This window comes from Pseudomonas sp. R28(2017) (assembly GCF_002112505.1).
GTDB lineage: Bacteria > Pseudomonadota > Gammaproteobacteria > Pseudomonadales > Pseudomonadaceae > Aquipseudomonas.
In genome coordinates this window covers 46,898-69,449 of record NZ_NEHW01000020.1, presented here as the reverse complement: position 1 = coordinate 69,449, position 22,552 = coordinate 46,898, and the positions used below count along the sequence as shown (strand labels likewise).

At 64.1% G+C, this 22,552-nt stretch carries 18 protein-coding genes; 14 read left to right on the top strand and 4 right to left on the bottom strand.

Going from position 1 to position 22,552, the window contains the following annotated elements:
• Positions 1–11 precede the first annotated feature (11 nt).
• Positions 12–887: a hemin ABC transporter substrate-binding protein gene (locus tag CAF78_RS25630; protein ID WP_085677233.1), complete on the bottom strand. Its 876-nt coding sequence runs from the start codon at positions 885–887 to the stop codon at positions 12–14.
• Positions 888–1,035: 148 nt separating this feature from the next.
• Between CAF78_RS25630 and CAF78_RS25625 the strand changes: the two genes are divergently transcribed.
• Entirely contained in the window at positions 1,036–1,353 is a 318-nt protein-coding gene (locus CAF78_RS25625; protein ID WP_085677232.1) for a Rieske (2Fe-2S) protein, read from the top strand.
• Here CAF78_RS25625 and sfsA read toward each other — a convergent pair.
• Positions 1,343–2,053 carry a DNA/RNA nuclease SfsA gene (sfsA, locus tag CAF78_RS25620; protein ID WP_085677231.1) on the bottom strand — a complete coding sequence of 237 codons (711 nt, stop codon included), beginning with the start codon at positions 2,051–2,053 and terminating at the stop codon, positions 1,343–1,345. The genes CAF78_RS25625 and sfsA overlap by 11 nt on opposite strands.
• A gap of 3 nt (positions 2,054–2,056) precedes the next feature.
• Positions 2,057–3,229 carry a pyridoxal phosphate-dependent aminotransferase gene (locus CAF78_RS25615; protein ID WP_085677230.1) on the bottom strand — a complete coding sequence of 391 codons (1,173 nt, stop codon included), beginning with the start codon at positions 3,227–3,229 and terminating at the stop codon, positions 2,057–2,059.
• Positions 3,230–3,439: 210 nt separating this feature from the next.
• On the opposite strand from CAF78_RS25615, the gene dksA reads away from it, so the two are divergent.
• The 13 genes from dksA (at position 3,440) to CAF78_RS25555 (ending at position 22,096) form a co-directional block, all read left to right on the top strand.
• Positions 3,440–3,886 (top strand): RNA polymerase-binding protein DksA, encoded by a 447-nt coding sequence (gene dksA / locus CAF78_RS25610; RefSeq protein ID WP_085677229.1) that lies wholly within the window; start codon positions 3,440–3,442, stop codon positions 3,884–3,886.
• Positions 3,887–3,950: 64 nt separating this feature from the next.
• Positions 3,951–4,838: a tRNA glutamyl-Q(34) synthetase GluQRS gene (gluQRS, locus tag CAF78_RS25605; protein WP_085677228.1), complete on the top strand. Its 888-nt coding sequence runs from the start codon at positions 3,951–3,953 to the stop codon at positions 4,836–4,838.
• 226 nt (positions 4,839–5,064) lie between these two features.
• Entirely contained in the window at positions 5,065–5,241 is a 177-nt protein-coding gene (locus tag CAF78_RS28405) for a hypothetical protein (protein ID WP_003250005.1), read from the top strand.
• Positions 5,225–8,200, top strand: coding sequence for a sensor histidine kinase (locus CAF78_RS25600; RefSeq protein WP_177408572.1), 2,976 nt, complete (start codon positions 5,225–5,227; stop codon positions 8,198–8,200). The genes CAF78_RS28405 and CAF78_RS25600 overlap by 17 nt, the downstream gene beginning before the upstream one ends.
• 4 nt (positions 8,201–8,204) lie before the next feature.
• Complete coding sequence (locus CAF78_RS25595) at positions 8,205–9,656, top strand: sigma-54 dependent transcriptional regulator (RefSeq protein ID WP_085677226.1); 1,452 nt, start codon at positions 8,205–8,207, stop codon at positions 9,654–9,656.
• An 806-nt stretch (positions 9,657–10,462) separates the two neighbouring features.
• A complete protein-coding gene (locus tag CAF78_RS25590) occupies positions 10,463–11,854 on the top strand; it encodes a polynucleotide adenylyltransferase PcnB (RefSeq protein WP_085677225.1) in 1,392 nt (463 codons plus the stop codon).
• The gene (gene folK / locus CAF78_RS25585) at positions 11,851–12,330 is read left to right on the top strand and encodes a 2-amino-4-hydroxy-6-hydroxymethyldihydropteridine diphosphokinase (RefSeq protein ID WP_085677224.1); all 480 of its coding nucleotides are present in this window, start codon (positions 11,851–11,853) and stop codon (positions 12,328–12,330) included. The genes CAF78_RS25590 and folK overlap by 4 nt, the downstream gene beginning before the upstream one ends.
• A 262-nt stretch (positions 12,331–12,592) precedes the next feature.
• Complete coding sequence (gene panB / locus CAF78_RS25580) at positions 12,593–13,393, top strand: 3-methyl-2-oxobutanoate hydroxymethyltransferase (RefSeq protein ID WP_085677223.1); 801 nt, start codon at positions 12,593–12,595, stop codon at positions 13,391–13,393.
• Positions 13,390–14,253: a pantoate--beta-alanine ligase gene (gene panC, locus CAF78_RS25575; protein ID WP_085677222.1), complete on the top strand. Its 864-nt coding sequence runs from the start codon at positions 13,390–13,392 to the stop codon at positions 14,251–14,253. The genes panB and panC overlap by 4 nt, the downstream gene beginning before the upstream one ends.
• A 128-nt stretch (positions 14,254–14,381) precedes the next feature.
• Positions 14,382–16,046 (top strand): glucose-6-phosphate isomerase, encoded by a 1,665-nt coding sequence (gene pgi / locus CAF78_RS25570; protein ID WP_085677221.1) that lies wholly within the window; start codon positions 14,382–14,384, stop codon positions 16,044–16,046.
• A gap of 186 nt (positions 16,047–16,232) precedes the next feature.
• Complete coding sequence (acs, locus tag CAF78_RS25565) at positions 16,233–18,167, top strand: acetate--CoA ligase (RefSeq protein ID WP_085677220.1); 1,935 nt, start codon at positions 16,233–16,235, stop codon at positions 18,165–18,167.
• Between the two features lie 43 nt (positions 18,168–18,210).
• Complete coding sequence (locus CAF78_RS25560; RefSeq protein WP_085677219.1) at positions 18,211–19,080, top strand: oxygenase MpaB family protein; 870 nt, start codon at positions 18,211–18,213, stop codon at positions 19,078–19,080.
• Positions 19,081–19,159: 79 nt separating this feature from the next.
• Positions 19,160–22,096 carry a DUF748 domain-containing protein gene (locus CAF78_RS25555; RefSeq protein ID WP_085677218.1) on the top strand — a complete coding sequence of 979 codons (2,937 nt, stop codon included), beginning with the start codon at positions 19,160–19,162 and terminating at the stop codon, positions 22,094–22,096.
• 38 nt (positions 22,097–22,134) lie between these two features.
• Here CAF78_RS25555 and CAF78_RS25550 read toward each other — a convergent pair whose 3' ends face one another.
• Positions 22,135–22,548, bottom strand: a complete 414-nt coding sequence (locus tag CAF78_RS25550; protein ID WP_085677217.1) for a VOC family protein — start codon at positions 22,546–22,548, stop codon at positions 22,135–22,137.
• Positions 22,549–22,552: the final 4 nt, after the last annotated feature.

Genomic DNA, 22,552 nt, shown 5'->3' with positions numbered 1-22,552 from the left:
GATCCGTTGTTTCATTTAGCAGTGCTTGCCGGGTAGAACGCAGTCGCCAGTGCCTGCAAGGCGGTCGGCAGGCGCGGGCCAAGCCCCCCCACCAACAAGGTCGGATCGAGCGATACCAGGCGCTTGTCACGCACCGCGCGGGAAGCGGCCAGTGCCGGGTTTTCCTTGAGCAATGCCTGCAAAGCCTGCTCGCCACTCAGCGCACGGTCAGAGAACACCACGACATCCGGGTCGAGCGCCGCCAGCGCCTCATTGGAAAAGTTCTTGTAGCCCTGGTGCTCAGCCAGGTTGCGCGCCCCAGCCTGGCGCAACACCCAGTCGCCAGCCGTGCCTTGCCCGGCAATCAGCGGCTTGGCGCCGGCATGGCCAACCAACAGCAACACACCTGGCACCTGGTGATGCTGCCGGGCCTGCTTCACCTGCACGTGCAGCGCTTCGAGTTGCTGGTGATAGCTGGCCGTCAACTGGGCAGCTTTCGCCTCGGCGCCCAGTAACGCGCCCAGGTGCTTGAGGTTCTCGTCAACGGCTGCCAGCTCGGCCTGGCTGGAGAACAGCTCGACACGCACGCCCGCCTTGCGCACCTGCGCCAGCACCGGCGGCGGTCCCATTTCTTCGGTGCCGACCAGCACATCCGGGCGCAGGCTGAGAATGCCTTCGGCCGACAGCTGGCGCTGATAACCGATACTTGGCAGCGCCTTCAGCGACTCGGGGTGCTGGCTGGTGGTATCGACGCCCACCAGCCGTGGTTCGCCGCCCAATTCACTGATCCACTCGCTCAGCGCCCCGCCCGCGCTGACCCAGCGCTGCGGCAGGTCGGCGGCCAAGGCCTGGGTGGCAACAACAAGCGCTGCGCACAGGGCGAACAAAGCAGCGGGACGGCGCATCATCGGATTCCTTCTGAAGGCGGGCCGCACGCCTTGTGGCGGGCGGCAGAACTGCGCACCATAGACGGCTGGCGCAGCGAATGCGGGCAATTTGATAATTATTCGCATTGAGGCGTCAAGCCATCACTTTGTTTCACGAGCCTTCCCTGCAATGCACTTTCTTTGTCCTTCCGCGGCCCTGGCCGAGGGCCACAGCCGCGCCTTCAGCGTAGACGGCATCGACCTGTTCGGCGTGCGCCGCCACGGTCAGGTGCATCTCTACCGCAACCGCTGCCCACATCGCGGCATCCCGCTGAACTGGGCGCAAGACGCCTTTCTTGACGACAGCGCCAGCCTGATCCACTGCGCCCACCATGGCGCGCTGTTTCTGATCGACAGTGGCGAGTGCGTGGCGGGCCCCTGTGAAGGCGAGATGCTGCAGGCCCTGGACTGCCATGAAGACAGCGAGGGCATCTGGCTCACGGGTTGAGCAGCACCGGCAGCGCGCGGTCGATGACGATTTGCTCGTTATCCAGGCGCACACCGTAGGCCAGCACCTCGACCCCGTCCGCCACCGCAGCGCGCAAGGCGCTGGCATAGGCAAAATCGATCTCCTCGGCGGGGCGCACGGCCTCGATACCGGTAAGGTTCACACAGTACAGTTGCACCGCACGAATGCCCTGGCGGGCCAACGCCGCCAGCTCGCGCAGGTGCTTGGCACCACGCTGGGTCACGGCATCGGGGAATGCTGCCACGGCCGTATCCGGATAACCCAGGGTCACGCTCTTGACCTCGACGTAGGCTGGCCCGTCGGCGAAGTCCAGGCGGAAATCCACCCGGCTGCGTTCCTCGCCATAGGCGACTTCACGTTTCAGCGCGGTGAAGCCTGCCAGTTCACGGATCACCCCGGCGCTCAGAGCCTCTTCAACCAACGCATTGGCACGCCCGGTATTGATGCAGGCCAGCCGCCCCTGGGGCGTTTCGCTGATTTCCCAGGTACCTGGCAGCTTGCGCTTGGGGTCGTTGGAGCGGCTGAACCACACCTGTCCGCCCTCGCCCATGCAATTGAGCATGGAGCCGGTGTTCGGGCAATGGATGGTCAGTTGCTCGCCACTGGCCAGCTCGATATCGGCCAGAAAGCGCTTGTAGCGGCGCAGCAGACGCCCTTGTTCGAGTTGAGGAAAGAACACCCGTTACCCCTGCCAGCTGCGCAGCCCGCGGGCGATGCGTTCGACCGCCTGTTCCAGGCGCGGCAGGCTCTGGGTGTAGGCAAACCGCACATGGTGGCCGGCCAGGTGGCGGCCGAAGTCCAGGCCCGGGGTGAAGGCCAGGTGCTCGGTTTCAAGGAAATGCTGGCAGAAGGCGAAGGCATCGCCACCGAACGCACTGATATCGGCATACAGGTAGAACGCGCCCTGCGGTTCGACGGCGATACGGAAGCCCAATTCACGCAGGGCCGGCAACAAATAGTCGCGACGGCGGGCGAATTCGGCACGGCGCTCTTCGAAAATTGCCAGCGTTTCCGGCTGGAAGCAGGCCAGTGCCGCATGCTGGGCCATGCTCGGTGCACTGATGTAGAGGTTTTGCGCAAGCTTCTCCAGGTCGGCCACGGCATTGGGCGGTGCCACCAGCCAACCGAGCCGCCAGCCGGTCATGCCGAAATACTTGGAAAAACTATTAAGGACAAAGGCCGAGTCGTCGACTTCCAGCACACTCGGCGCATCCATGCCGTAGGTCAGGCCGTGGTAGATCTCGTCCACCACCAGGTGGCCATGGCGCTCACGGGTGGCCTTGGACAAGCTGGCCAGCTCATCGCGGCCCAGTACGGTGCCCGTCGGGTTGGCGGGCGAGGCGACCAGGGCGCCGACGCTGTCCTTGTCCCAGTAACGCTCGACCAGGTCGGCGGTGAGCTGGTAGTTGACCTCCGGCCCCACCGGCACCAACTGCGCGCCGCCTTCCACCAGGCGCAGGAAATGGCGGTTGCACGGATAACCCGGGTCGGCCAGCAGCCAGTGCTTGCCGGGGTCGACCAGCAGGCTGCTGGCCAGCAGCAGCGCGCCTGAACCGCCCGGGGTGACAAGAATCCGTTCTGGGTCGACGTGCAGGCCGTAGCGCTGGCCATAGAAGCCGGCGATGGCCTCACGCAGCGCTGGCAGCCCGCGGGCGGCGGTATAGCGGGTATGCCCGGCGGCCAATGCGGCCTGGCCGGCAGCGACGATCGGTGCAGCGGTGGTGAAGTCCGGCTCGCCGATTTCCAGGTGGATCACATCATGACCAGCTGCTTGCAGCTCGTTGGCCCGCGCCAGCAACGCCATGACGTGGAAGGGTTCGATGGCGCGGCTGCGCGCACTGTAGGGGTGGGCCATGACCTTCTCTCAATTGGGTCTAAACTGTGGATTCTACCTTTGCACGGCAGCGAACGTGAGGCGCGTACCGCTGTCAACTGCTAGGGTCGGGCGGGGTAGCGCACCCCCGATCTATCTGGTAAGTTCGGCGGCTCGCAGTCGCAGGGCCGGCGGGTGCCGGAGATGGAGCAGCCTGCGCATTGGATCAGATGAGTGAGAGGCGGTCTATTCATGTCCACCGTAGAAAAGCAAAAAACCGGTCAGACCATGTACGGTGTCGAGCCCTATAAAGAGACCAAGGGCGAAGAGTACATGGGCGAGCCCATGAAGAAGCACTTCACCAAGCTTCTCAATGCTTGGAAGGGCGAGCTCATGCAGAGTGTCGACCGCACCGTAGACCACATGAAGGACGAAGCTGCGAACTTCCCGGACCCGGCCGACCGCGCCAGCCAGGAAGAAGAATTTGCCCTGGAGCTGCGCAACCGCGATCGCGAGCGCAAGTTGATCAAGAAGATCGACAAGACCCTGCAGAAGATCCAGGACAACGAGTACGGCTGGTGCGATTCCTGCGGCATCGAGATCGGCCTGCGCCGTCTGGAAGCCCGCCCAACCGCCGACCTGTGCTTCGACTGCAAGGAAATCTCGGAGAAAAAGGAAAAGACCGTCGGCAAAGGCTGACCCTTCTCCCATCCGAACGGGGCGCATCTTGCGCCCCGTTTTCATTTATATGCCCGGCAATGCCATGAAAGACTCCCGCTACATCGGACGCTTCGCCCCCACCCCGAGCGGCTTCCTGCATTTCGGCTCACTGGTCGCCGCCCTCGCCTCCTGGCTCGACGCCCGCGCTGTTGGCGGCCGCTGGCTGCTGCGCATGGAAGACACCGACCCGCCCCGGGAAATGCCCGGGGCCCGCGACGCTATTCTGCAGACCCTCGAGCGCTACGGCCTGGAGTGGGACGGTGAAGTGGTGTACCAGAGCCAACGCCACGACGCCTACGCCGCGGTGGTCGACCGCCTGTTCAACATGGGCCTGGCCTACGCCTGCACCTGTTCGCGCAAGCAGCTGGAGGGCCACAACGGCATCTACCCAGGGTTCTGCCGTAACGCGGGGCATGCCCGGGAAGGCGCAGCGATCCGGCTGCGGGTGCCTGAGCTGATCTACCGCTTTACCGACCGGGTGCAGGGTGAGTTCCAGCAGCACCTGGGGCGTGAGGTCGGGGATTTTGTCATCCAGCGGCGTGACGGGCTGTATGCCTATCAACTGGCGGTGGTGCTGGATGATGCCTGGCAGGGTGTTACCGACATCGTGCGCGGGGCCGACCTGCTCGACAATACGCCGCGCCAGCTGTACCTGCAGGAGTTGCTGGGCTTTTCACAACCGCGCTACCTGCATATTCCACTGATCGTGCAGCCTGATGGCCACAAGCTGGGTAAATCCTATCGCTCGCCGCCGTTGCAGGCGGAACAGGCAACACCTTTGCTGCTGCGTGCGCTGCGGGCATTGGGGCAGGACACCGATGCCGAACTGCTGCTGGCAACGCCCGCCGAAGTGCTGGCGGTGGCACGCGAGCAGTGGCGACCAGAAGCTATTGCCCGGCAGGCGACGGTGCCAGAGGCGGATTTGCACTAACGCAGGTCCGGCCTCCTCGCGGGCAAGCCCGCTCCCACAGGGTCAGCACCGTTTCTGTGGGAGCGGGCTTGCCCGCGAATGGGCCGGAACAGGCAACCTACCCTCAAAAACAAAAGACCAATAAATTCAAACTCTTGGCGAACCCTATCGATTACCGCTAGCATCGCCACAGTCAATTGCGCCAATAATAAGTCCAAGCCCGCAGCGCCCAACCATCGAGGCCAGCATGTACATCTATCGTTTGGTCCTGCTTCTGGTCGTGGGGATCTACCTGTTCTCCCCGGCCATCATGGACTGGTGGATCGAACCGACCGGTGCCTGGTACCGCCCTTACCTGCTCTGGCTGATCCTGATCGTCGTCACCTTCATCCTGCAGAGCCAACGAGATGCCGATGAGCTTTAGCCTGACCCAGATGATCCTGATCAGCGCCGCGTACCTCATGGTGCTGTTCGGCGTGGCCTGGATCAGCGAGCGCGGGCTGATCCCGCGTTCGATCATTCGCCACCCGCTGACCTACACCCTGTCGCTGGGCGTCTACGCCAGTGCCTGGGCCTTCTATGGCTCGGTGGGCCTGGCCTATCAATATGGCTACGGCTTCCTCGCCTGCTACCTGGGGGTTTCCGGTGCGTTCCTGCTGGCGCCGGTGCTGCTGTATCCGATCCTCAAGATCACCCGCACCTACCAGCTGTCGTCGCTGGCCGACCTGCTGGCGTTCCGCTTTCGCAGCACCTGGGCCGGCGCGCTGACCACGCTCATCATGCTGATCGGCGTGCTGCCGTTGCTGGCCCTGCAGATCCAGGCGGTGGCCGATTCGATCAGCATCCTCACCGGCGAGCCGGTCAAGGCACGGGTGGCCTTTGCCTTCTGTACGCTGATCATCCTGTTCACCATCTTCTTCGGCTCGCGCCATATCGCCACCCGCGAGAAACATGAAGGCCTGGTGTTCGCCATCGCCTTCGAATCGGTGATCAAGCTGCTGGCCCTGGGCGGCATCGGCCTGTATGCGCTGTATGGCGTGTTCGGCGGCCCGCACCAGCTGGAGGTGTGGCTGCTGCAGAACCAGACCGCCCTGGCGGCGCTGCACACACCGCTGCAGGAAGGCCCATGGCGCACCCTGCTGCTGGTGTTCTTCGCCTCGGCCATCGTCATGCCGCACATGTACCACATGGCCTTCACCGAAAACCTCAACCCGCGCTCGCTGGTCAGCGCCAGCTGGGGCCTGCCGCTGTTCCTGCTGCTGATGAGCCTGGCCGTGCCGCTGGTGCTGTGGGCCGGCCTGCGCCTGGGCGCCAGTACCAACCCGGAATACTTCACCCTGGGCCTGGGGATCGCCGCCAACAACCAGGCACTGGCCTTGCTGGCCTACGTGGGCGGGCTGGCGTCCGCCAGCGGGCTGATCATCGTCACCACCCTTGCATTGTCGGGCATGGCCCTCAACCACCTGGTGCTGCCGCTGTACCAACCACCGGCCGAAGGCAACATCTACCGCTGGTTGAAATGGACCCGGCGGGCACTGATCGTCGCCATCATCACGGCCGGCTTCGTGTTCTACCTGACCCAGAACAACCACCAGAGCCTGGCCAACCTGGGTATCGTGGCCTTCGTCGCCACCTTGCAGTTCCTGCCTGGCGTGCTGTCGGTACTCTACTGGCCGACCGCCAACCGCCGCGGCTTCATCGCCGGGCTGCTGGCAGGGACCCTGGTGTGGTTGGTGACCATGCTGCTGCCGCTGCTGGGCAACCTGCAGGGCTTCTACATTCCGCTGCTGGACATGATCTATGTGCTCGACGACACCAGTTGGCACATGGCGGCCATCGCTTCGCTGGCGGCCAACGTCCTGCTGTTCACGCTGATTTCGCTGTTCACCAATGCCAGCACCGAGGAAGTCAGCGCCGCCGAAGCTTGCGCCGTGGACAACGTGCGCCGCCCGCAGCGGCGCGAGCTGCATGCCGCCTCGCCCCAGGAGTTCGCCACCCAGCTGGCCAAACCGCTGGGCGCCAAGGCGGCGCAGAAGGAAGTCGAACAAGCCCTGCGCGACCTCTACCTGCCGTTCGACGAACGCCGCCCCTATGCCTTGCGCCGCCTGCGCGACCGTATCGAGGCCAACCTCTCCGGGCTGATGGGGCCGAGCGTGGCTCAGGATATGGTCGAGACCTTCCTGCCCTACAAGTCCGGTAACGAGAACTACGTCACCGAGGACATCCACTTCATCGAAAGCCGCCTGGAAGACTACCACTCGCGCCTCACCGGCCTGGCCGCCGAGCTCGACGCCCTGCGCCGCTACCACCGCCAGACCCTGCAGGAGCTGCCCATGGGCGTCTGCTCGCTGGCCAAGGACCAGGAAATCCTGATGTGGAACAAGGCCATGGAAGAGCTGACCGGCATCGCCGCCAAGCACGTGGTCGGCTCACGCCTGGTGACCATCAGTGAACCGTGGCGTGGCCTGTTGCAGGGCTTCATCAACGTGCCCGACGAACACCTGCACAAGCAGCGCCTGGCGCTGGATGGCCAGCCGCGCTGGCTGAACCTGCACAAGGCGGCCATCGACGAACCGCTGGCGCCGGGCAACAGCGGCCTGGTGCTGCTGGTGGAAGACCTGACCGAAACCCAGGCCCTGGAAGACAAGCTGGTGCACTCCGAGCGCCTGGCCAGCATCGGCCGCCTGGCCGCTGGCGTGGCCCATGAAATCGGCAACCCGATCACCGGCATTGCCTGCCTGGCGCAGAACCTGCGCGAAGAGCGCGAAGGCGATGGCGAAATCATCGAGCTGTCCAGCCAGATCCTCGAACAGACCAAGCGCGTGTCACGCATCGTCCAGTCGCTGATGAGCTTCGCCCACGCCGGCGGCAGCCATCAGAACAGCGAAGAGCCGGTCTGCCTGGCCGAAGTGGCACAGGACGCCATCGGTCTGCTGGCATTGAACCGGCGCAATTTCGAAGTACAGTTCTTCAACCTCTGCGACCCGGACCACTGGGCCGAGGGGGATCCGCAGCGCCTCGCCCAGGTGCTGATCAACCTGCTCTCCAACGCCCGCGACGCCTCGCCTGCAGGCAGCGCCGTGCGTGTGCGCAGCACCGCCTGCGAGCACACCGTCGACCTGATCGTCGAGGACGAGGGCAGCGGAATCCCGAAGAACATCATGGACCGCCTGTTCGAACCGTTCTTCACCACCAAGGACCCGGGCGAGGGAACCGGACTGGGGCTCGCTCTGGTCTATTCCATCGTGGAAGAGCATTATGGGCAAATCACCATCGACAGCCCGGCCGACATCGAACGGCAACGTGGCACCCGGATCCGCGTGACCCTGCCCCGGCATGTCGTAGCGACGTCCCCTGAAATTCGAGACCGTCGAGAGAATTGAATCAATGCCGCACATTCTGATCGTCGAAGACGAAACCATCATCCGCTCGGCCCTGCGTCGGCTGCTCGAACGGAACCAGTACCAAGTCAGCGAAGCCGGCTCGGTGCAGGAAGCCCAGGAACGCTTCAGCATTGCCACCTTCGACCTGATCGTCAGCGACCTGCGCCTGCCAGGCGCCCCGGGCACCGAGCTGATCAAGCTCGGCCAGGGCACCCCGGTGCTGATCATGACCAGCTACGCCAGCCTGCGCTCGGCGGTGGACTCGATGAAGATGGGCGCGGTGGACTACATCGCCAAACCCTTCGACCACGATGAAATGCTCCAGGCCGTGGCGCGCATCCTGCGCGACCGGCAGAACGCCCCGGCCGCCGCGCCAGCCCCGGCCGCCGAGCCGCGGGCCAACGGCAAGGCCGCGCCAGCCGACAAGGGTGCTGCGGCCGCCAACGGCGAGATCGGCATCATCGGTTCGTGCCCGCCGATGCAGGACATGTACAGCAAGATCCGCAAGGTGGCGCCCACCGACTCCAACGTGCTGATCCAGGGTGAGTCGGGCACCGGTAAAGAGCTGGTCGCCCGTGCCCTGCACAACCTGTCGCGGCGCGCCAAGGCGCCGATGATCTCGGTGAACTGCGCGGCGATTCCGGAAACCCTGATCGAATCGGAACTGTTCGGCCACGAGAAAGGTGCATTCACCGGTGCCAGCGCCGGCCGTGCCGGCCTGGTGGAAGCGGCCGACGGCGGCACCCTGTTCCTCGACGAAATCGGCGAACTGCCGCTCGAAGCCCAGGCACGCCTGCTGCGCGTGCTGCAGGAAGGCGAGATCCGCCGGGTCGGTTCGGTGCAGTCGCAAAAAGTCGACGTGCGCCTGATCGCCGCAACCCACCGTGACCTGAAGAACCTGGCCAAGGCCGGGCAGTTCCGCGAAGACCTTTATTACCGCCTGCACGTGATCGCCCTGAAGTTGCCGGCCCTGCGCGAGCGTGGCAGTGACGTCAACGAGATCGCCAATGCCTTCCTCGCCCGCCAGAGCGCACGCATCGGCCGTGACGACCTGCACTTCTCGGCCGAGGCCGAGCAAGCCATTCGTCATTACAGCTGGCCGGGTAACGTACGCGAACTGGAAAACGCCGTGGAGCGCGCGGTGATCCTCAGCGAGAGCGCGGAAATTTCCGCCGACATGCTGGGCATCGACATCGAGCTGAGCGACCTCGAGGAAGATGACATCCTCGACAACGCCCTGGTAGCGGCCAGCGCCAGCGCCAACAGTGCCAGCCACGAACCGACCGAGGACCTGTCGCTGGAGGACTACTTCCAGCACTTCGTGCTCGAGCACCAGGACCACATGACCGAGACCGAGTTGGCACGCAAGCTGGGTGTCAGCCGCAAGTGCCTGTGGGAACGGCGCCAGCGCCTGGGCATCCCGCGGCGCAAGAGCAACGCCACCAGCGACAACTGATTCATATTCCATCGGCCCAAGCGGCCACTCGCGGGCCCGCCCCAACAGGATTGCCACACGCTCAGTAGCTGTGCGGTCCTTGTGGGAGCGGGCTTGCCCGCGAAGAGGCCGGCAAGGCCACATTTCCTTCCTCAGGTAACACAGCAGTTCCCGCACAAATCTGTTACCCAACCTTTCTGGCGTAACAGTTCCCGAGGCGTACGGTAACGAAAAATCTACATTTCCAGCCCGCCGCCAGCCGCAGAAATCCGCCAAACCCCTGATTTCATTAGGTTTCGCAAAGTTGGCACGGCACCTGCTATATGTCTGGTACAAGAACAATAACAAGCACAGCAACTCAGAATAAGAACAAGACGAAACGGCTCACGCACAATAAAAACAAGACGGCGGAGGCGCAGCTAACTGATTCTTTTGGAGAGGATGCGTGTTTGGGGCTTGCCCCACGACCAGGCAGAGAACAACAAAAACTGCACTTAAAAGCAGCGCCTGAACTGGTTGGATCGAAGGATCAACGTGACATCAGCGGCCAAAGCAATCCGTTTGCTCTTTACCCCTGGATTGGGGGTCGTCCACAAGCTTCGAGATTTGTGGGCAGGGCACTCAACAAAAACAAGAAGCCCAGTAAAAAAACAATAAGAGCACGCAACGACTTCTTGGGGAGCTTAGGCTCCCCTTGTCGTTTCTCCCCTTCCGGCAGCCCTTCCTGCCAACGCCTACACCATTCCCTGAGTAAATGCTAGAATCCCCGCCCATCATGCGGCCATTCTCCTATTCTTGGCCGAACATTCCTTCAAACAGTGCATCCCATGCTGAAGAAGCTGTTCCAGTCTTTCCGCCCCCCCGTACCGGGCCAGCACCACCGGCGCACCACGCCTGAGGTGATCAACAAGAGCCAACACTCGCTGCAGCGCCACCAGTTCAGCCGCCACGCGGTGAACATCGTCGAGCGCCTGCAGAGCGCGGGCTACCAGGCATACCTGGTCGGTGGCTGCGTCCGCGACCTGATGCTGGGCATCACGCCCAAGGACTTCGACGTCGCCACCAGTGCCACGCCCGAGCAGGTCCGTGCCGAGTTCCGCAACGCGCGCATCATCGGCCGGCGCTTCAAGCTGGTCCACGTGCATTTCGGCCGTGAGATCATCGAAGTCGCCACCTTCCGCGCCCACCACTCGGAAGACGACCAAGGCGACAGCCACCGTTCGTCGCACAACGCCAGTGGTCGCATCCTGCGTGACAACGTGTACGGCACCCTGGAAGAAGACGCGCAACGCCGCGACTTCACCATCAACGCCCTCTACTACGACCCGGTCAGCGAGCGCATCCTCGACTACGCAAACGGCGTGCACGATGTGCGCAACCGCCTGTTGCGCCTGATCGGCGACCCGACCCACCGCTACCAGGAAGACCCGGTGCGCATGCTGCGTGCCGTGCGTTTCGCCGCCAAGCTCGACTTCGGCATCGAGAAGCACACCTTCCAGCCGATCCGCAAACTGGCCACGTTGCTGCGCGAGATCCCGCCAGCGCGCCTGTTCGAGGAATGCCTCAAGCTGTTCCTCTCCGGCCAGGGCGCCATTGCCTTCGAAATGCTGGTCGACCTGGAGTTGTTCGAGCCGCTGTTCCCGGCCAGTGCCCACGCCCTGGACGAGCGCCCGACCTACACCCATACCCTGATCAGCCAGGCGCTGAACAACACCGACCTGCGCGTCAAGCAGGGCAAGCCGGTCACCCCGGCCTTCCTGTTCGCCGCCCTGCTCTGGCCAGCCCTGCCAAGCCGCGTGCTGCATCTGCAGAACCAGGGCGTGCCGCCGATCCCGGCCATGAACGGTGCAGCCCACGACCTGATCGCCGAGCAATGCGCGCGTATCGCCATTCCCAAGCGCTTCACCCTGCCGATCCGCGAGATCTGGGACATGCAGGAACGCCTGCCGCGCCGCAGCGGCAAACGCGCTGATCAGTTGCTCGACAACCCGCGCTTCCGCGCCGGCTACGACTTCCTGCTGCTGCGCGAAAGCGCGGGCGAGGAAACCGATGACCTCGGCCAGTGGTGGACCGATTACCAGGACGCCAACGACAGCGAACGCCGCGAGATGATCCGCGAGCTCGGCAGCCGTGACGAAGGCACTGGGGCCGGCCCGCGTAAACGCAAGCGCAGTGGCAGCAAGCGCAAGCGCAGCGGCGGTGACGAGGCGTTCGAGTGAACACGCGCGCCTTCATCGGCCTCGGTAGCAACCTGGACGCCCCCGCAGAACAACTGCGCAGCGCCCTGCAGGCGCTCGACCAGATTGCCGACAGCCGCCTGGCGGGCGCTTCGGCCCTGTACACCAGCGATTCGCTGCTGCCCGGCCAGCCGCGCTACACCAACGCCGTGGCCGCGCTCGACACCACGCTGGCGCCGCTGGACCTGCTCGACGCCTTGCAGGCCATCGAGAACGACCAGGGCCGCGTGCGCAAGGAACGCTGGGGGCCACGCACCCTCGACCTGGATATCCTGCTGTTCGGTGACCAGGTCATCGACGTGCCACGCCTGCAGGTGCCGCACTACCACATGCACGCGCGCCCCTTCGTGCTGTACCCCTTGGCCGAACTGGTGTCGGGCGACTTCCGCCTGGCCGACGGCCGTGCGCTCGCCCAACTGCTCGAAGCCTGCCCGTTCGTCGGCCTGGAACGCCTGTAAACCGGGCGTTTGAGACATTCATCAGGGCACGGTAACGCCAGTAACACCCTGTTAGTAACAATGCGGTAACAGGGTGATTGACTTCCCCCACCTCGCTCACGACTATAGGCGTCCCGTGTGGCACCAAAGTGCCGCATACCCGTATTTAGGCCCGGACGGACCTGTGCCCGAACATCACGCGCGATGATGTGCCGCTCCGGAAGATGACTACACGCGTTGTATGCAGTCGTTTTTCACAGCGCCTGAACGAGGATTTTCCTACATGCCTGAAGTAACCCTGACCACCCTGCATGGCCTGAAGGCCAAGGGTGAAAAGATCACCATGCTGACCTGCTACGATGCGACCTTTGCCAAGGCCTGCAGCCAGGCCGGCGTCGACGTGTTGCTGGTGGGCGACTCCCTGGGCATGGTCCTGCAGGGCCATGACAGCACGCTGCCCGTCACTACGGCCGAGATGGCCTACCACACCGCCTGCGTCAAACGCGGCAACGATGGCGCGCTGATCCTCGCCGACCTGCCGTTCATGGCCCACGCCACCCCCGAGCAGGCCTTTGCCAACTGCGCCACGCTGATGCAGGCCGGCGCCCACATGATCAAACTCGAAGGCGCCGCCTGGCTGGCCGAAACCATCCGCCTGCTGGCCGAACGCGGCGTACCGGTGTGCGCGCACATGGGCCTGACACCGCAGACCGTCAACGTGCTGGGTGGTTACAAGGTGCAGGGCCGCCAGGAAGCGCAGGCGCGGCAGATGCGTGCCGACGCCATTGCCCTGGAACAGGCCGGCGCGGCGATGCTGCTGCTGGAGTGCGTACCCAGCGAGCTGGCGGCGGAAATCACCCAGGCAGTGAGCATTCCGGTGATCGGCATTGGCGCCGGCAGCGCCACCGACGGCCAGGTGCTGGTGCTGCACGACATGCTCGGCCTGTCGCTGAGCGGCCGCGTGCCGAAGTTCGTGAAGAACTTCATGGCAGGCCAGCCCGATATCCACAGCGCCCTCGCCGCCTACGTCAAGGCCGTCAAGGACGTGACCTTCCCCGCTGCCGAACACGGATTCAGCGCATGAACACAGTCAAGACCGTCCGCGAACTGCGTGCCGCCGTCGCCCGTGCCCGCGGTGAAGGCAAGCGCATCGGCTTCGTGCCGACCATGGGCAACCTGCACAGCGGCCACGCCGCGCTGGTGACCAAGGCCGCCCAACGTGCCGATTTCGTGGTCGCCAGCATCTTCGTCAACCCGCTGCAGTTCGGTGCCAACGAAGACCTCGACAAGTACCCGCGCACCCTCGCTGCCGACCAGCAGCGCCTGCTCGATGCCGGCTGCCACCTGCTGTTCGCGCCCACCGTCGAAGAGATGTACCCCGACGGCATGGCCGTGCAAACCCGCGTCAGTGTGCCCAGCCTCTCCGAGGGCCTGTGCGGTGCCAGCCGCCCCGGGCATTTCGAAGGCGTGGCGACCGTGGTCAGCAAGCTGTTCAACATGGTCCAGCCAGACCTGGCCGTGTTTGGCGAGAAGGACTACCAGCAACTGGCGGTGATTCGTGCCATGGTCCGCGACCTGAACATGCCGATCCAGATCATCGGTGAGCCTACCGTGCGCGCCGACGATGGCCTGGCGCTGTCGTCGCGCAATGGTTACCTGACGCCTGAGCAGCGCAGCACGGCGCCGGTGGTGTATCGCACGCTGAAACAGATCGGCGAAGCGCTTGGCCGTGGCCAGGTGGATTTTGCGGCCCTGATCGAGCAAGGCAAGGCGGATCTGATCGCTGCGGGCCTGCGCCCGGACTACCTGGAAGTACGCCACGCGGTGAACCTGCGCCCGGCCGCGTTCGGCGACCGTGACCTGGTGATCCTGGTGGCGGCCTACCTGGGTAACACTCGCCTGATCGACAACCTGTATCTGCATCTGGACGAGAAGACCGCATAACCTTCCGGGGCTGCTTCGCAGCCCATTCGCGGGCAAGCCCGCTCCCACATGCCTATAATGATGGCCAGCCTGAACCCGGCAATCACTGCCCTGTCCAAGGCTCACCACGCATCAAGGAATTCCGCGCAATGGCGTATTACCGTACCCCCCACGATGTGACGGCCCTGCCTGCCTGGCAGGCCCTGCAGAAACACCGCGACGCCATGCAAGGCTTCAGCATGCGCGAAGCCTTCGCCGCCGATGCCAAGCGCTTCGATCAGTTCTCCCTGAGCTGCTGCGGCCTGTTCCTCGACTATTCGAAAAACCTGATCACCGACGAAAGCCGCAACCTGCTGGTGGACCTGGCCGAACAAGTCGGCCTGCAGGATGCGATCAAGTCGATGTTCAGCGGCGAGATCATCAACGCTTCGGAAGGCCGCCCGGTGCTGCACACCGCGCTGCGCCGCCCGGTAGGCGACAAGCTCAGCGTCAACGGCGTCAACGTGATGCCGGAAGTGCACAAGGTACTCAACCAGATCACCGAGCTGGTCGGCCGCATTCATGACGGCCTGTGGCGTGGCTACAGCGAAAAGCCGATCACCGATGTGGTCAACATCGGCATCGGCGGCTCGTTCCTCGGCCCCGAGCTGGTCTCCGAGGCCCTGTTGCCTTATGCCCAGCGCGGCGTGCGCTGCCATTACCTGGCCAACATCGACGGCAGTGAATTCCATGAACTGTCGGCCAACCTGCGCGCCGAAACCACGCTGTTCATTGTCTCGTCGAAGTCGTTCAACACCCTCGAGACCCTGAAGAATGCCATGGCCGCGCGTACCTGGTACCTGGCCCAGGGCGGCTCGGAAGCCGAGCTGTACCGCCACTTCATCGCGGTGTCCAGCAACAAGGCCGCCGCCGTGGCCTTCGGTATCCGTGAAGAGAACATCTTCCCGATGTGGGACTGGGTAGGCGGGCGCTATTCGCTGTGGTCGGCCATCGGCCTGCCGATCGCCCTGGCCATCGGCACTGCCAACTTCAAGGAATTGCTGTCAGGTGCCTACACCATGGACCAGCATTTCCAGACCGCGCCTTTCGACAAGAACATGCCGGTGCTGCTGGCCCTGCTGGGTGTCTGGTATGGCAACTTCTGGGGCGCAAGCAGCCACGCGATCCTGCCGTACGACCATTACCTGCGCAACATCACCAAGCACCTGCAACAGCTGGACATGGAGTCCAACGGCAAGAGCGTGCTGCAGGATGGCACCCCGGTCAAAACCGATACCGGCCCGGTGATCTGGGGCGGCGTCGGCTGCAACGGCCAGCATGCCTACCACCAGTTGCTGCATCAGGGCACCCAGCTGATCCCGGCCGACTTCATCGTGCCCGTGGTCAGCTTCAACCCGGTGGCCGACCACCATCAGTGGCTGTACGCCAACTGCCTGTCGCAGAGCCAGGCGCTGATGCTCGGCAAGACCCGTGAAGAAGCCGAGGCCGAACTGCGCCAGAAGGGCCTGAACGAAGCGGACATCGAAAAGCTCGCACCGCACAAGGTGATCCCGGGCAACCGCCCGAGCAACACCCTGGTGGTCGAACGCATCAGCCCACGCCGCCTGGGCGCGCTGGTGGCGATGTATGAGCACAAGGTGTTCGTGCAGAGCGTGATCTGGGGCATCAACGCCTTCGACCAGTGGGGCGTGGAACTGGGCAAGGAGCTGGGCAAGGGCGTGTACCAGCGCCTTGTCGGCAGCCTCGAAGACAGCGCCGAAGATGGCTCCACCCAAGGCCTGATCAACTACTTCCGCGGCCGTCACCGCGGTTGACCCCCGCCCATTCGCGGGCACGCCCGCTCCCACAGGTACTGCACAAGTTTCAGAAACTGCGTGGTTCCTGTGGGAGCGGGCGTGCCCGCTAAGAGGCCGTCACAGGTTGAACACCACCCCCAGCTACACTGTCCATCGAATAGCCGCTGCAGTCCCTCGCCCCTCACAAGAGCAGGACCACCCGCCATGTTCGATATCAAGCAGTATCCCGAGGCCCTGGCCGTCAGCCAGTCCGCCAGCCTCTCCCCCGACGACTACCGCCGCCTCTACCGTCAGTCGGTTGAAGACCCCGACACCTTCTGGGCCGAACAGGCCAAACGCCTGGAGTGGATCAAACCCTGGTCGAGCGTGCAGCAATGCGACCTGAAGACTGGCAAGGCCCGTTGGTTCGACGGTGCCCAGCTGAACGTCAGCTACAACTGCATGGATCGTCACCTGGCCCAGCGCGGCGAGCAGACTGCCCTGCTGTGGGAAGGCGATGACCCCAACGACTCCAAGGCCATCAGCTACCGCGAACTGCACCGCCAGGTCTGCCGCCTGGCCAATGCCCTGAAGGCACGCGGCGTGAACAAGGGCGACCGGGTGTGCATCTACATGCCGATGATTCCCGAAGCCGCCTACGCCATGCTCGCCTGCACGCGCATCGGCGCCATCCATTCGGTGGTGTTTGGCGGTTTCTCCCCGGATGCCCTGCGTGACCGGATTCTCGATGCCGACTGCCGCACCGTGATCACCGCCGACGAAGGCGTGCGCGGTGGCAAGCGCATTGCGCTGAAGCAGAACGTCGACAAGGCCCTGAGCAGCTGCCCGGCGGTCAGCAGCGTGTTCGTGGTGCGCCGAACCGGCGGCGATGTCGCCTGGACCGAGGGCCGCGACCTCTGGTACCACGATGTCACCGAACGGGCAGGCGACGATTGCCCGCCCGAACCGATGGGCGCCGAAGACCCGCTGTTCATCCTCTATACCTCAGGCAGCACCGGCAAGCCCAAGGGCGTGCTGCATACCACCGCTGGCTACCTGCTGCAGGCGACCATGACGTTCAAGGTGGTGTTCGACTACCGCGACGGCGAAGTGTTCTGGTGCACGGCCGACGTCGGCTGGGTCACGGGCCACAGCTACATCGTCTACGGGCCGTTGGCCAACGGCGCTATCTCACTGATGTTCGAAGGCGTACCCAATTACCCGGATACCTCGCGCTTCTGGCAAGTGGTGGACAAACATCAGGTGAACATCTTCTACACCGCGCCCACCGCCCTGCGCGCGTTGATGCGTGAAGGTTCGGCACCGCTGCAAGGCACCTCGCGCAAAAGCCTGCGCCTGCTCGGCAGCGTTGGCGAGCCGATCAACCCGGAAGCCTGGGAGTGGTACTTCGAAGAGGTCGGGCAGAAGCGTTGCCCCATCGTCGATACCTGGTGGCAGACCGAGACGGGCGGCATCATGCTCACGCCGCTACCGGGCGCCCAAAAGCTCAAGCCCGGCTGCGCCACCCAGCCGATGTTCGGTGTGCAACCGGTGCTGCTGGACGAAAAAGGCAAGCTGATCGAAGGCCCGGGCGCCGGCCTGCTGGTGATCAAGGCCAGCTGGCCCGGGCAGATCCGCAGCGTCTATGGTGACCACCAGCGCATGGTCGATACCTACTTCAAACCCATGCCCGGTTACTACTTCACCGGCGATGGCGCACGCCGCGATGCCGACGGCGATTACTGGATCACCGGCCGCATCGACGATGTGATCAACGTCTCCGGCCACCGCATCGGCACCGCCGAGGTGGAAAGCGCGCTGGTGCTGCACGACAGCGTCGCCGAGGCTGCCGTGGTTGGCTACCCGCACGACCTCAAGGGCCAGGGCGTGTATGCCTTCGTCACCACCATGAATGGCATCACCCCGGACGACACACTCAAGGCCGAACTGCTGGCGCTGGTCAGCAAGGAAATCGGCAGTTTCGCCAAACCCGAGCTGATCCAGTGGGCACCGGCCTTGCCCAAGACCCGCTCGGGCAAGATCATGCGGCGTATACTGCGCAAGATTGCCTGCAACGAACTGGACAATCTCGGCGACACCTCGACCCTGGCCGACCCGAGCGTGGTGCAGGGCCTGATCGACAAACGCCTCAATCAATAGCGGGCGGCCACTTTACCATGGCCGTCCTGAAGTACAGGACGCCATGGAAGCCCTACGCCGACGCATCGAAACCCAGGTCATGAGCCTTACCGGGCTGGCCCTCGGCCAGCTCGACCTCGAATCCCCCAAGGGCGACCCCGGCCTGTTCGGCCCGCACAGCATCAGCTGGCGGGTGCATGGCGACTTCCCGAGCATGCTGGTCGGCGGCATCAGCGCCCTGATGTTGCAACTGCTGCACCCGCTGGCCCTGGCCGGGGTGTGGGACCACTCCAACTTCCGCGAAGACCTGCTCGGCCGCCTGCGCCGCACCAGCCAGTTCATCTCCGGCACCACCTTCGGCTCGACCCGCGATGCCGAATGGTTGATCGACAAGGTGCGCACCATTCACCTGCAGGTGACCGGCACTGCACCCGACGGTCGCCCGTATGCCGCCAGCGACCCCGACCTGCTGACCTGGGTGCATGTGGCCGAAGTCAGCAGCTTCCTCGCCGCCCACCTGCGCTACCGCGACCCGCAGCTGTCGCGCGCCGACCAGGATGCCTACTATGCGGAAATCGCCCTCATCGCCGAACACCTCGGGGCGCGCAATGTTCCCCGCTCCTGCCAGCAGGTTGAGGACTACCTGCAGCGAATGCGCCCACAACTGCAATGCAGCGCGCGTAGCCTGGAGGTTGTCGGGATCCTGCTTGAAGCCCCAGCCCCGAGCCGCCTTGCCGAGCCGGTCGGCAAGCTGATGCTGCATGCCGGCATCGACCTGCTGCCGGGCTGGGCCCAGGCCATGCTCGGCCTGCAGCAAGGGCCGCTGCAACGGCGCATGATCCGCCTTGGCCTGCAACGCACAGCCCCGATCCTGCGCTGGGCCATGCGTGATGGTTCGGCACATCGGGCCAGGCGGCGCATGGGCATCGAGTGACGGGAAAATGGTCGCCTCAGCGGAACCGATTTAACGTGCCATACTCCAAGCACTCCGGCTTAGACAGACGAAGCGACACATGTACAAAGGATTGACTCGCGCCCTGGGCGCCCTGTTGGCTCTCGTGGCCCTCTACAGCCTGCTCGGCTTCCTCATTCTTCCTGGTGTCGCCTTGCGTATCGCCAACCAGCAGCTGGCGCAATACGCCGCCGTGCCGGCGCACCTGCAACGTATCGAACTCAACCCCTTCAGCCTCGAGCTGACGCTCTGGGGCCTGCAGCTCGGCGAGCCCGGCAAGGAGCAGGTCGGTTTCGAACGGCTGTACGCCAACCTGGCGCTCGACAGCCTGTGGCGCGGCGCCCTGCACCTGCAGGCCATCGAGCTCGACAAACCACGCAACGAAGTGCTGTTCGCCAAGGACGGTACGCTCAACCTGACCAAGCTGTTCAACTTGCCTGCCAGCGAACCCAAGCCTGAGCAGCCGCCCAGCGACCCGTTCCCGCTGCGTATCGGCAGCATCAAGCTCAGTGGCGGCTATCTGCATTTCGAGGACCAGCGCCCGAGCGAGCCGATCGAGTTCGTCTACGACGACATGAACCTTGAGCTGAAAAACCTCAGCACCCTGCCGGACGACAACGCCGACATGACCCTGGTGGCCAAAGGGCCCAACGGTGGCCAGGTCGATTGGGCCGGCACCCTGAGCCTGGCGCCGCTGGGCTCGGAAGGCACCCTGAAAGTCACCGATGGCAAGATGAAGCTGTTCTGGCCCTATGTGCGCGATGCCGTGCCCCTGGTGCTGGAAGACGGCGTGTTCAACCTCGATACCCATTACAAGCTCAACCTGGCCAAGGAAACCGAGCTGTTGCTGGACAACACCTCGGTCAAGGTTGCACCGTTCGCCATCAAGGCACCGGATGGCCGGCCGCTGGCACGTCTGGCCAGTCTTGAGGTGAGCGAGACGTCCATCGATCTGGCCAAGCAGCTGGTCACTGTCGGTAAAGTGCGCAGCGAAAAGCTGGAAACCTGGGCGGCCCTGGAAAAGGACGGCCAACTCGACTGGCAGAAGCTCTTCGCCAGCCAGCCGGCCAAGGCCACACCGAAAGAAAAAGCCGAGCCGGCGGCTGCCGAACCCACGCCGCAGGAACAAGCCGCGAAGGCGCCGAGCAAGCCATGGCAGGTGCTGCTCAAGGACGTGCAACTGCGCAACTACCAGGTACACCTTGCCGACCGCAGCCAGCAGGAACCGGTGGCGCTGGATGTCGGCCCGCTGAACCTCGACATGCAGGGCTTCGACAGCCTCAACCAGTCACCTTTCACCCTCAAGCTCGACACGGGGGTTGGCAAACAAGGCAAGCTGCAGGCGGCAGGTGAAGTGAACCTGGCGCCAGTCACTGCCAAGCTCGATGTCAGCACCCGCGACATCGACCTGCGTATCGCCCAGGCCTACATCAGCCCGTTCATCCGCCTTGAACTGCGCAGCGGCATGCTCGCCAGCGACCTCAAGGTCAACCTCAAGAGCACCGAGCCACTGGCTTTCACGGTCGCGGGCAAGGCCCAGGTCAACCAGCTGCACACCCTGGATACCATCAAGGGCCGTGACTTCGTCAAATGGCAGCAGGTGAACGTCGATGGCCTGTCGTATGTGCACGGTGATGCCTTGTCGATCGACAAGGTGACCCTGCTGCAGCCTTACGCGCGCTTCATCATCAACGAAGACCGCACCACCAGCGTCGACGACCTGCTGATCCCGCAACCGGCCGGCGCGCCGGCCAGCAAACCGGCCAAACCTGCCAGTGCCGCAGCCAGCAAGCCCCTGGGTATCCACATCGGCCAGATCGACATCAACGATGGCTCGGCCAACTTCGCCGACCTGACCCTGACACCGAACTTCGCCACTGCCATCCAGCAGCTCAACGGCCAGATCGGCACCATCGACAACCGCAAGCCGGCCCCGGCCAAGGTCGACGTCAAAGGCAAGGTCGACCGATATGCCCCGGTCACCATCAAAGGCGCACTCAACCCGTTCAACCCGCTGGCCAGCCTGGACATCGCCACCAGCTTCAAGCGCGTCGAACTGACCACCTTGACCCCGTACTCCGGCAAGTTCGCCGGCTTCCGCATCCGCAAGGGCCGTCTGAACCTCGACCTGCATTACCTGATCACCAATGGCCAGCTGAAGGCCGAGAACAAAGTGGTGGTCGAACAGCTGCAGCTGGGTGAAAAAGTCGACAGCCCGGACGCGGTGGACCTGCCGATCCGCCTGGCGATTGCCTTGCTCAAGGACACCGAAGGGCGCATCTCCATCGAACTGCCGGTTTCGGGCGACCTGAACAACCCGCAGTTCAGTGTCATGCCGATCGTCTGGCAGACCCTGCGCAACCTGGTGCTGCGTGCAGCACAGGCACCGTTCAAGTTCATTGGCGGGCTGATTGCCGGGGGTGGGTCGCAAGATCTGGGTACCGTGGCCTTCGCCGCTGGCTCCAGCGAGCTCAGTGGTGATGCCCAGTCGACCCTGGACAAGCTGGCAGCAGCCCTCAAGGAGCGCCCGGAACTGCGCCTGGAAATCGAAGGCACCGCCGCCCAGAGCAGTGACGGCCCGTTGATCGCGCAGCAGCGCCTGGAGCGCGAATACCAGGCGACCTGGTACAAGATCCTGCAGCGCCGTGGCGACAAGGTACCGGCCAACGCCTCGATGCTGCAGGTCGATGACAGCGACAAACCCGCAATGCTCGAAGGCATCTACCGCAACCGCCTGAAGCAACAGCCTCCCGCCGAATGGGAACAGCTGAGCCGCGACGAGCGCACCAGCAAGTTGCGCGAGGCGGTGATCAAATCCTGGGCTGAAAGCACTGCATTGCTGCGCACCCTTGGCCAGGAGCGGGCCAGCAGCATCAAGGACTACCTGGTCGACAAGGGCAAGCTCGAGGATGACCGGGTGTACTTCATCGATACCAACCTGGGCCAGGCCGAGGGTGATGGGCGGGTAGTCACGCCGATGCACCTGGATGCTGAATAATTTCGCTTAACAGGTCCGGCCTCTTCGCGGGCACAGGCTTACACCAGCCGCTGCCCCGACACCGTCGGGTGATAAAGCGGCTGCACCTTGTTGCCGGCTGGGTCCAGCAGGTGGAAGCTGCGCGCACCATCCCCATGGTTGAACGGCTTGTCGAGCAAGGTCACACCACGCGCCTTGAAGTACTGGTACCAGGCTTCCAGCTCCTCCACGCTGTCGACGATGAACCCGTAATGGTCGAGGGTCTGCAGCCCATTGGCTGCCCCTGCCCCACGTCCCAACGACAGGTTGTCGTTACCGCAGGTCAGATAGACCAGATCCTCGTTGGCCCGGTTAAGCACCTCCATGCCCATCACGTCGACATAGAAACGCTCGCACTCCTCCAGGTTGGGCACCAGCAGGGCAATATGGCGCAGGCCATTCAGGCGGCCGGGACGCGCAGGTAATTCGGACATTGGC

Coding starts and splice junctions, on each gene's coding strand:
- CAF78_RS25630 (WP_085677233.1), bottom strand. CDS start 887: ATGATGCGCCGTCCCGCTGCTTTGTTCGCCCTGTGCGCAGCGCTTGTT.
- CAF78_RS25625 (WP_085677232.1), top strand. CDS start 1,036: ATGCACTTTCTTTGTCCTTCCGCGGCCCTGGCCGAGGGCCACAGCCGC.
- CAF78_RS25615 (WP_085677230.1), bottom strand. CDS start 3,229: ATGGCCCACCCCTACAGTGCGCGCAGCCGCGCCATCGAACCCTTCCAC.
- dksA (WP_085677229.1), top strand. CDS start 3,440: ATGTCCACCGTAGAAAAGCAAAAAACCGGTCAGACCATGTACGGTGTC.
- gluQRS (WP_085677228.1), top strand. CDS start 3,951: ATGAAAGACTCCCGCTACATCGGACGCTTCGCCCCCACCCCGAGCGGC.
- CAF78_RS28405 (WP_003250005.1), top strand. CDS start 5,065: ATGTACATCTATCGTTTGGTCCTGCTTCTGGTCGTGGGGATCTACCTG.
- CAF78_RS25600 (WP_177408572.1), top strand. CDS start 5,225: ATGCCGATGAGCTTTAGCCTGACCCAGATGATCCTGATCAGCGCCGCG.
- CAF78_RS25595 (WP_085677226.1), top strand. CDS start 8,205: ATGCCGCACATTCTGATCGTCGAAGACGAAACCATCATCCGCTCGGCC.
- CAF78_RS25590 (WP_085677225.1), top strand. CDS start 10,463: ATGCTGAAGAAGCTGTTCCAGTCTTTCCGCCCCCCCGTACCGGGCCAG.
- panB (WP_085677223.1), top strand. CDS start 12,593: ATGCCTGAAGTAACCCTGACCACCCTGCATGGCCTGAAGGCCAAGGGT.
- panC (WP_085677222.1), top strand. CDS start 13,390: ATGAACACAGTCAAGACCGTCCGCGAACTGCGTGCCGCCGTCGCCCGT.
- pgi (WP_085677221.1), top strand. CDS start 14,382: ATGGCGTATTACCGTACCCCCCACGATGTGACGGCCCTGCCTGCCTGG.
- acs (WP_085677220.1), top strand. CDS start 16,233: ATGTTCGATATCAAGCAGTATCCCGAGGCCCTGGCCGTCAGCCAGTCC.
- CAF78_RS25560 (WP_085677219.1), top strand. CDS start 18,211: ATGGAAGCCCTACGCCGACGCATCGAAACCCAGGTCATGAGCCTTACC.
- CAF78_RS25555 (WP_085677218.1), top strand. CDS start 19,160: ATGTACAAAGGATTGACTCGCGCCCTGGGCGCCCTGTTGGCTCTCGTG.
- CAF78_RS25550 (WP_085677217.1), bottom strand. CDS start 22,548: ATGTCCGAATTACCTGCGCGTCCCGGCCGCCTGAATGGCCTGCGCCAT.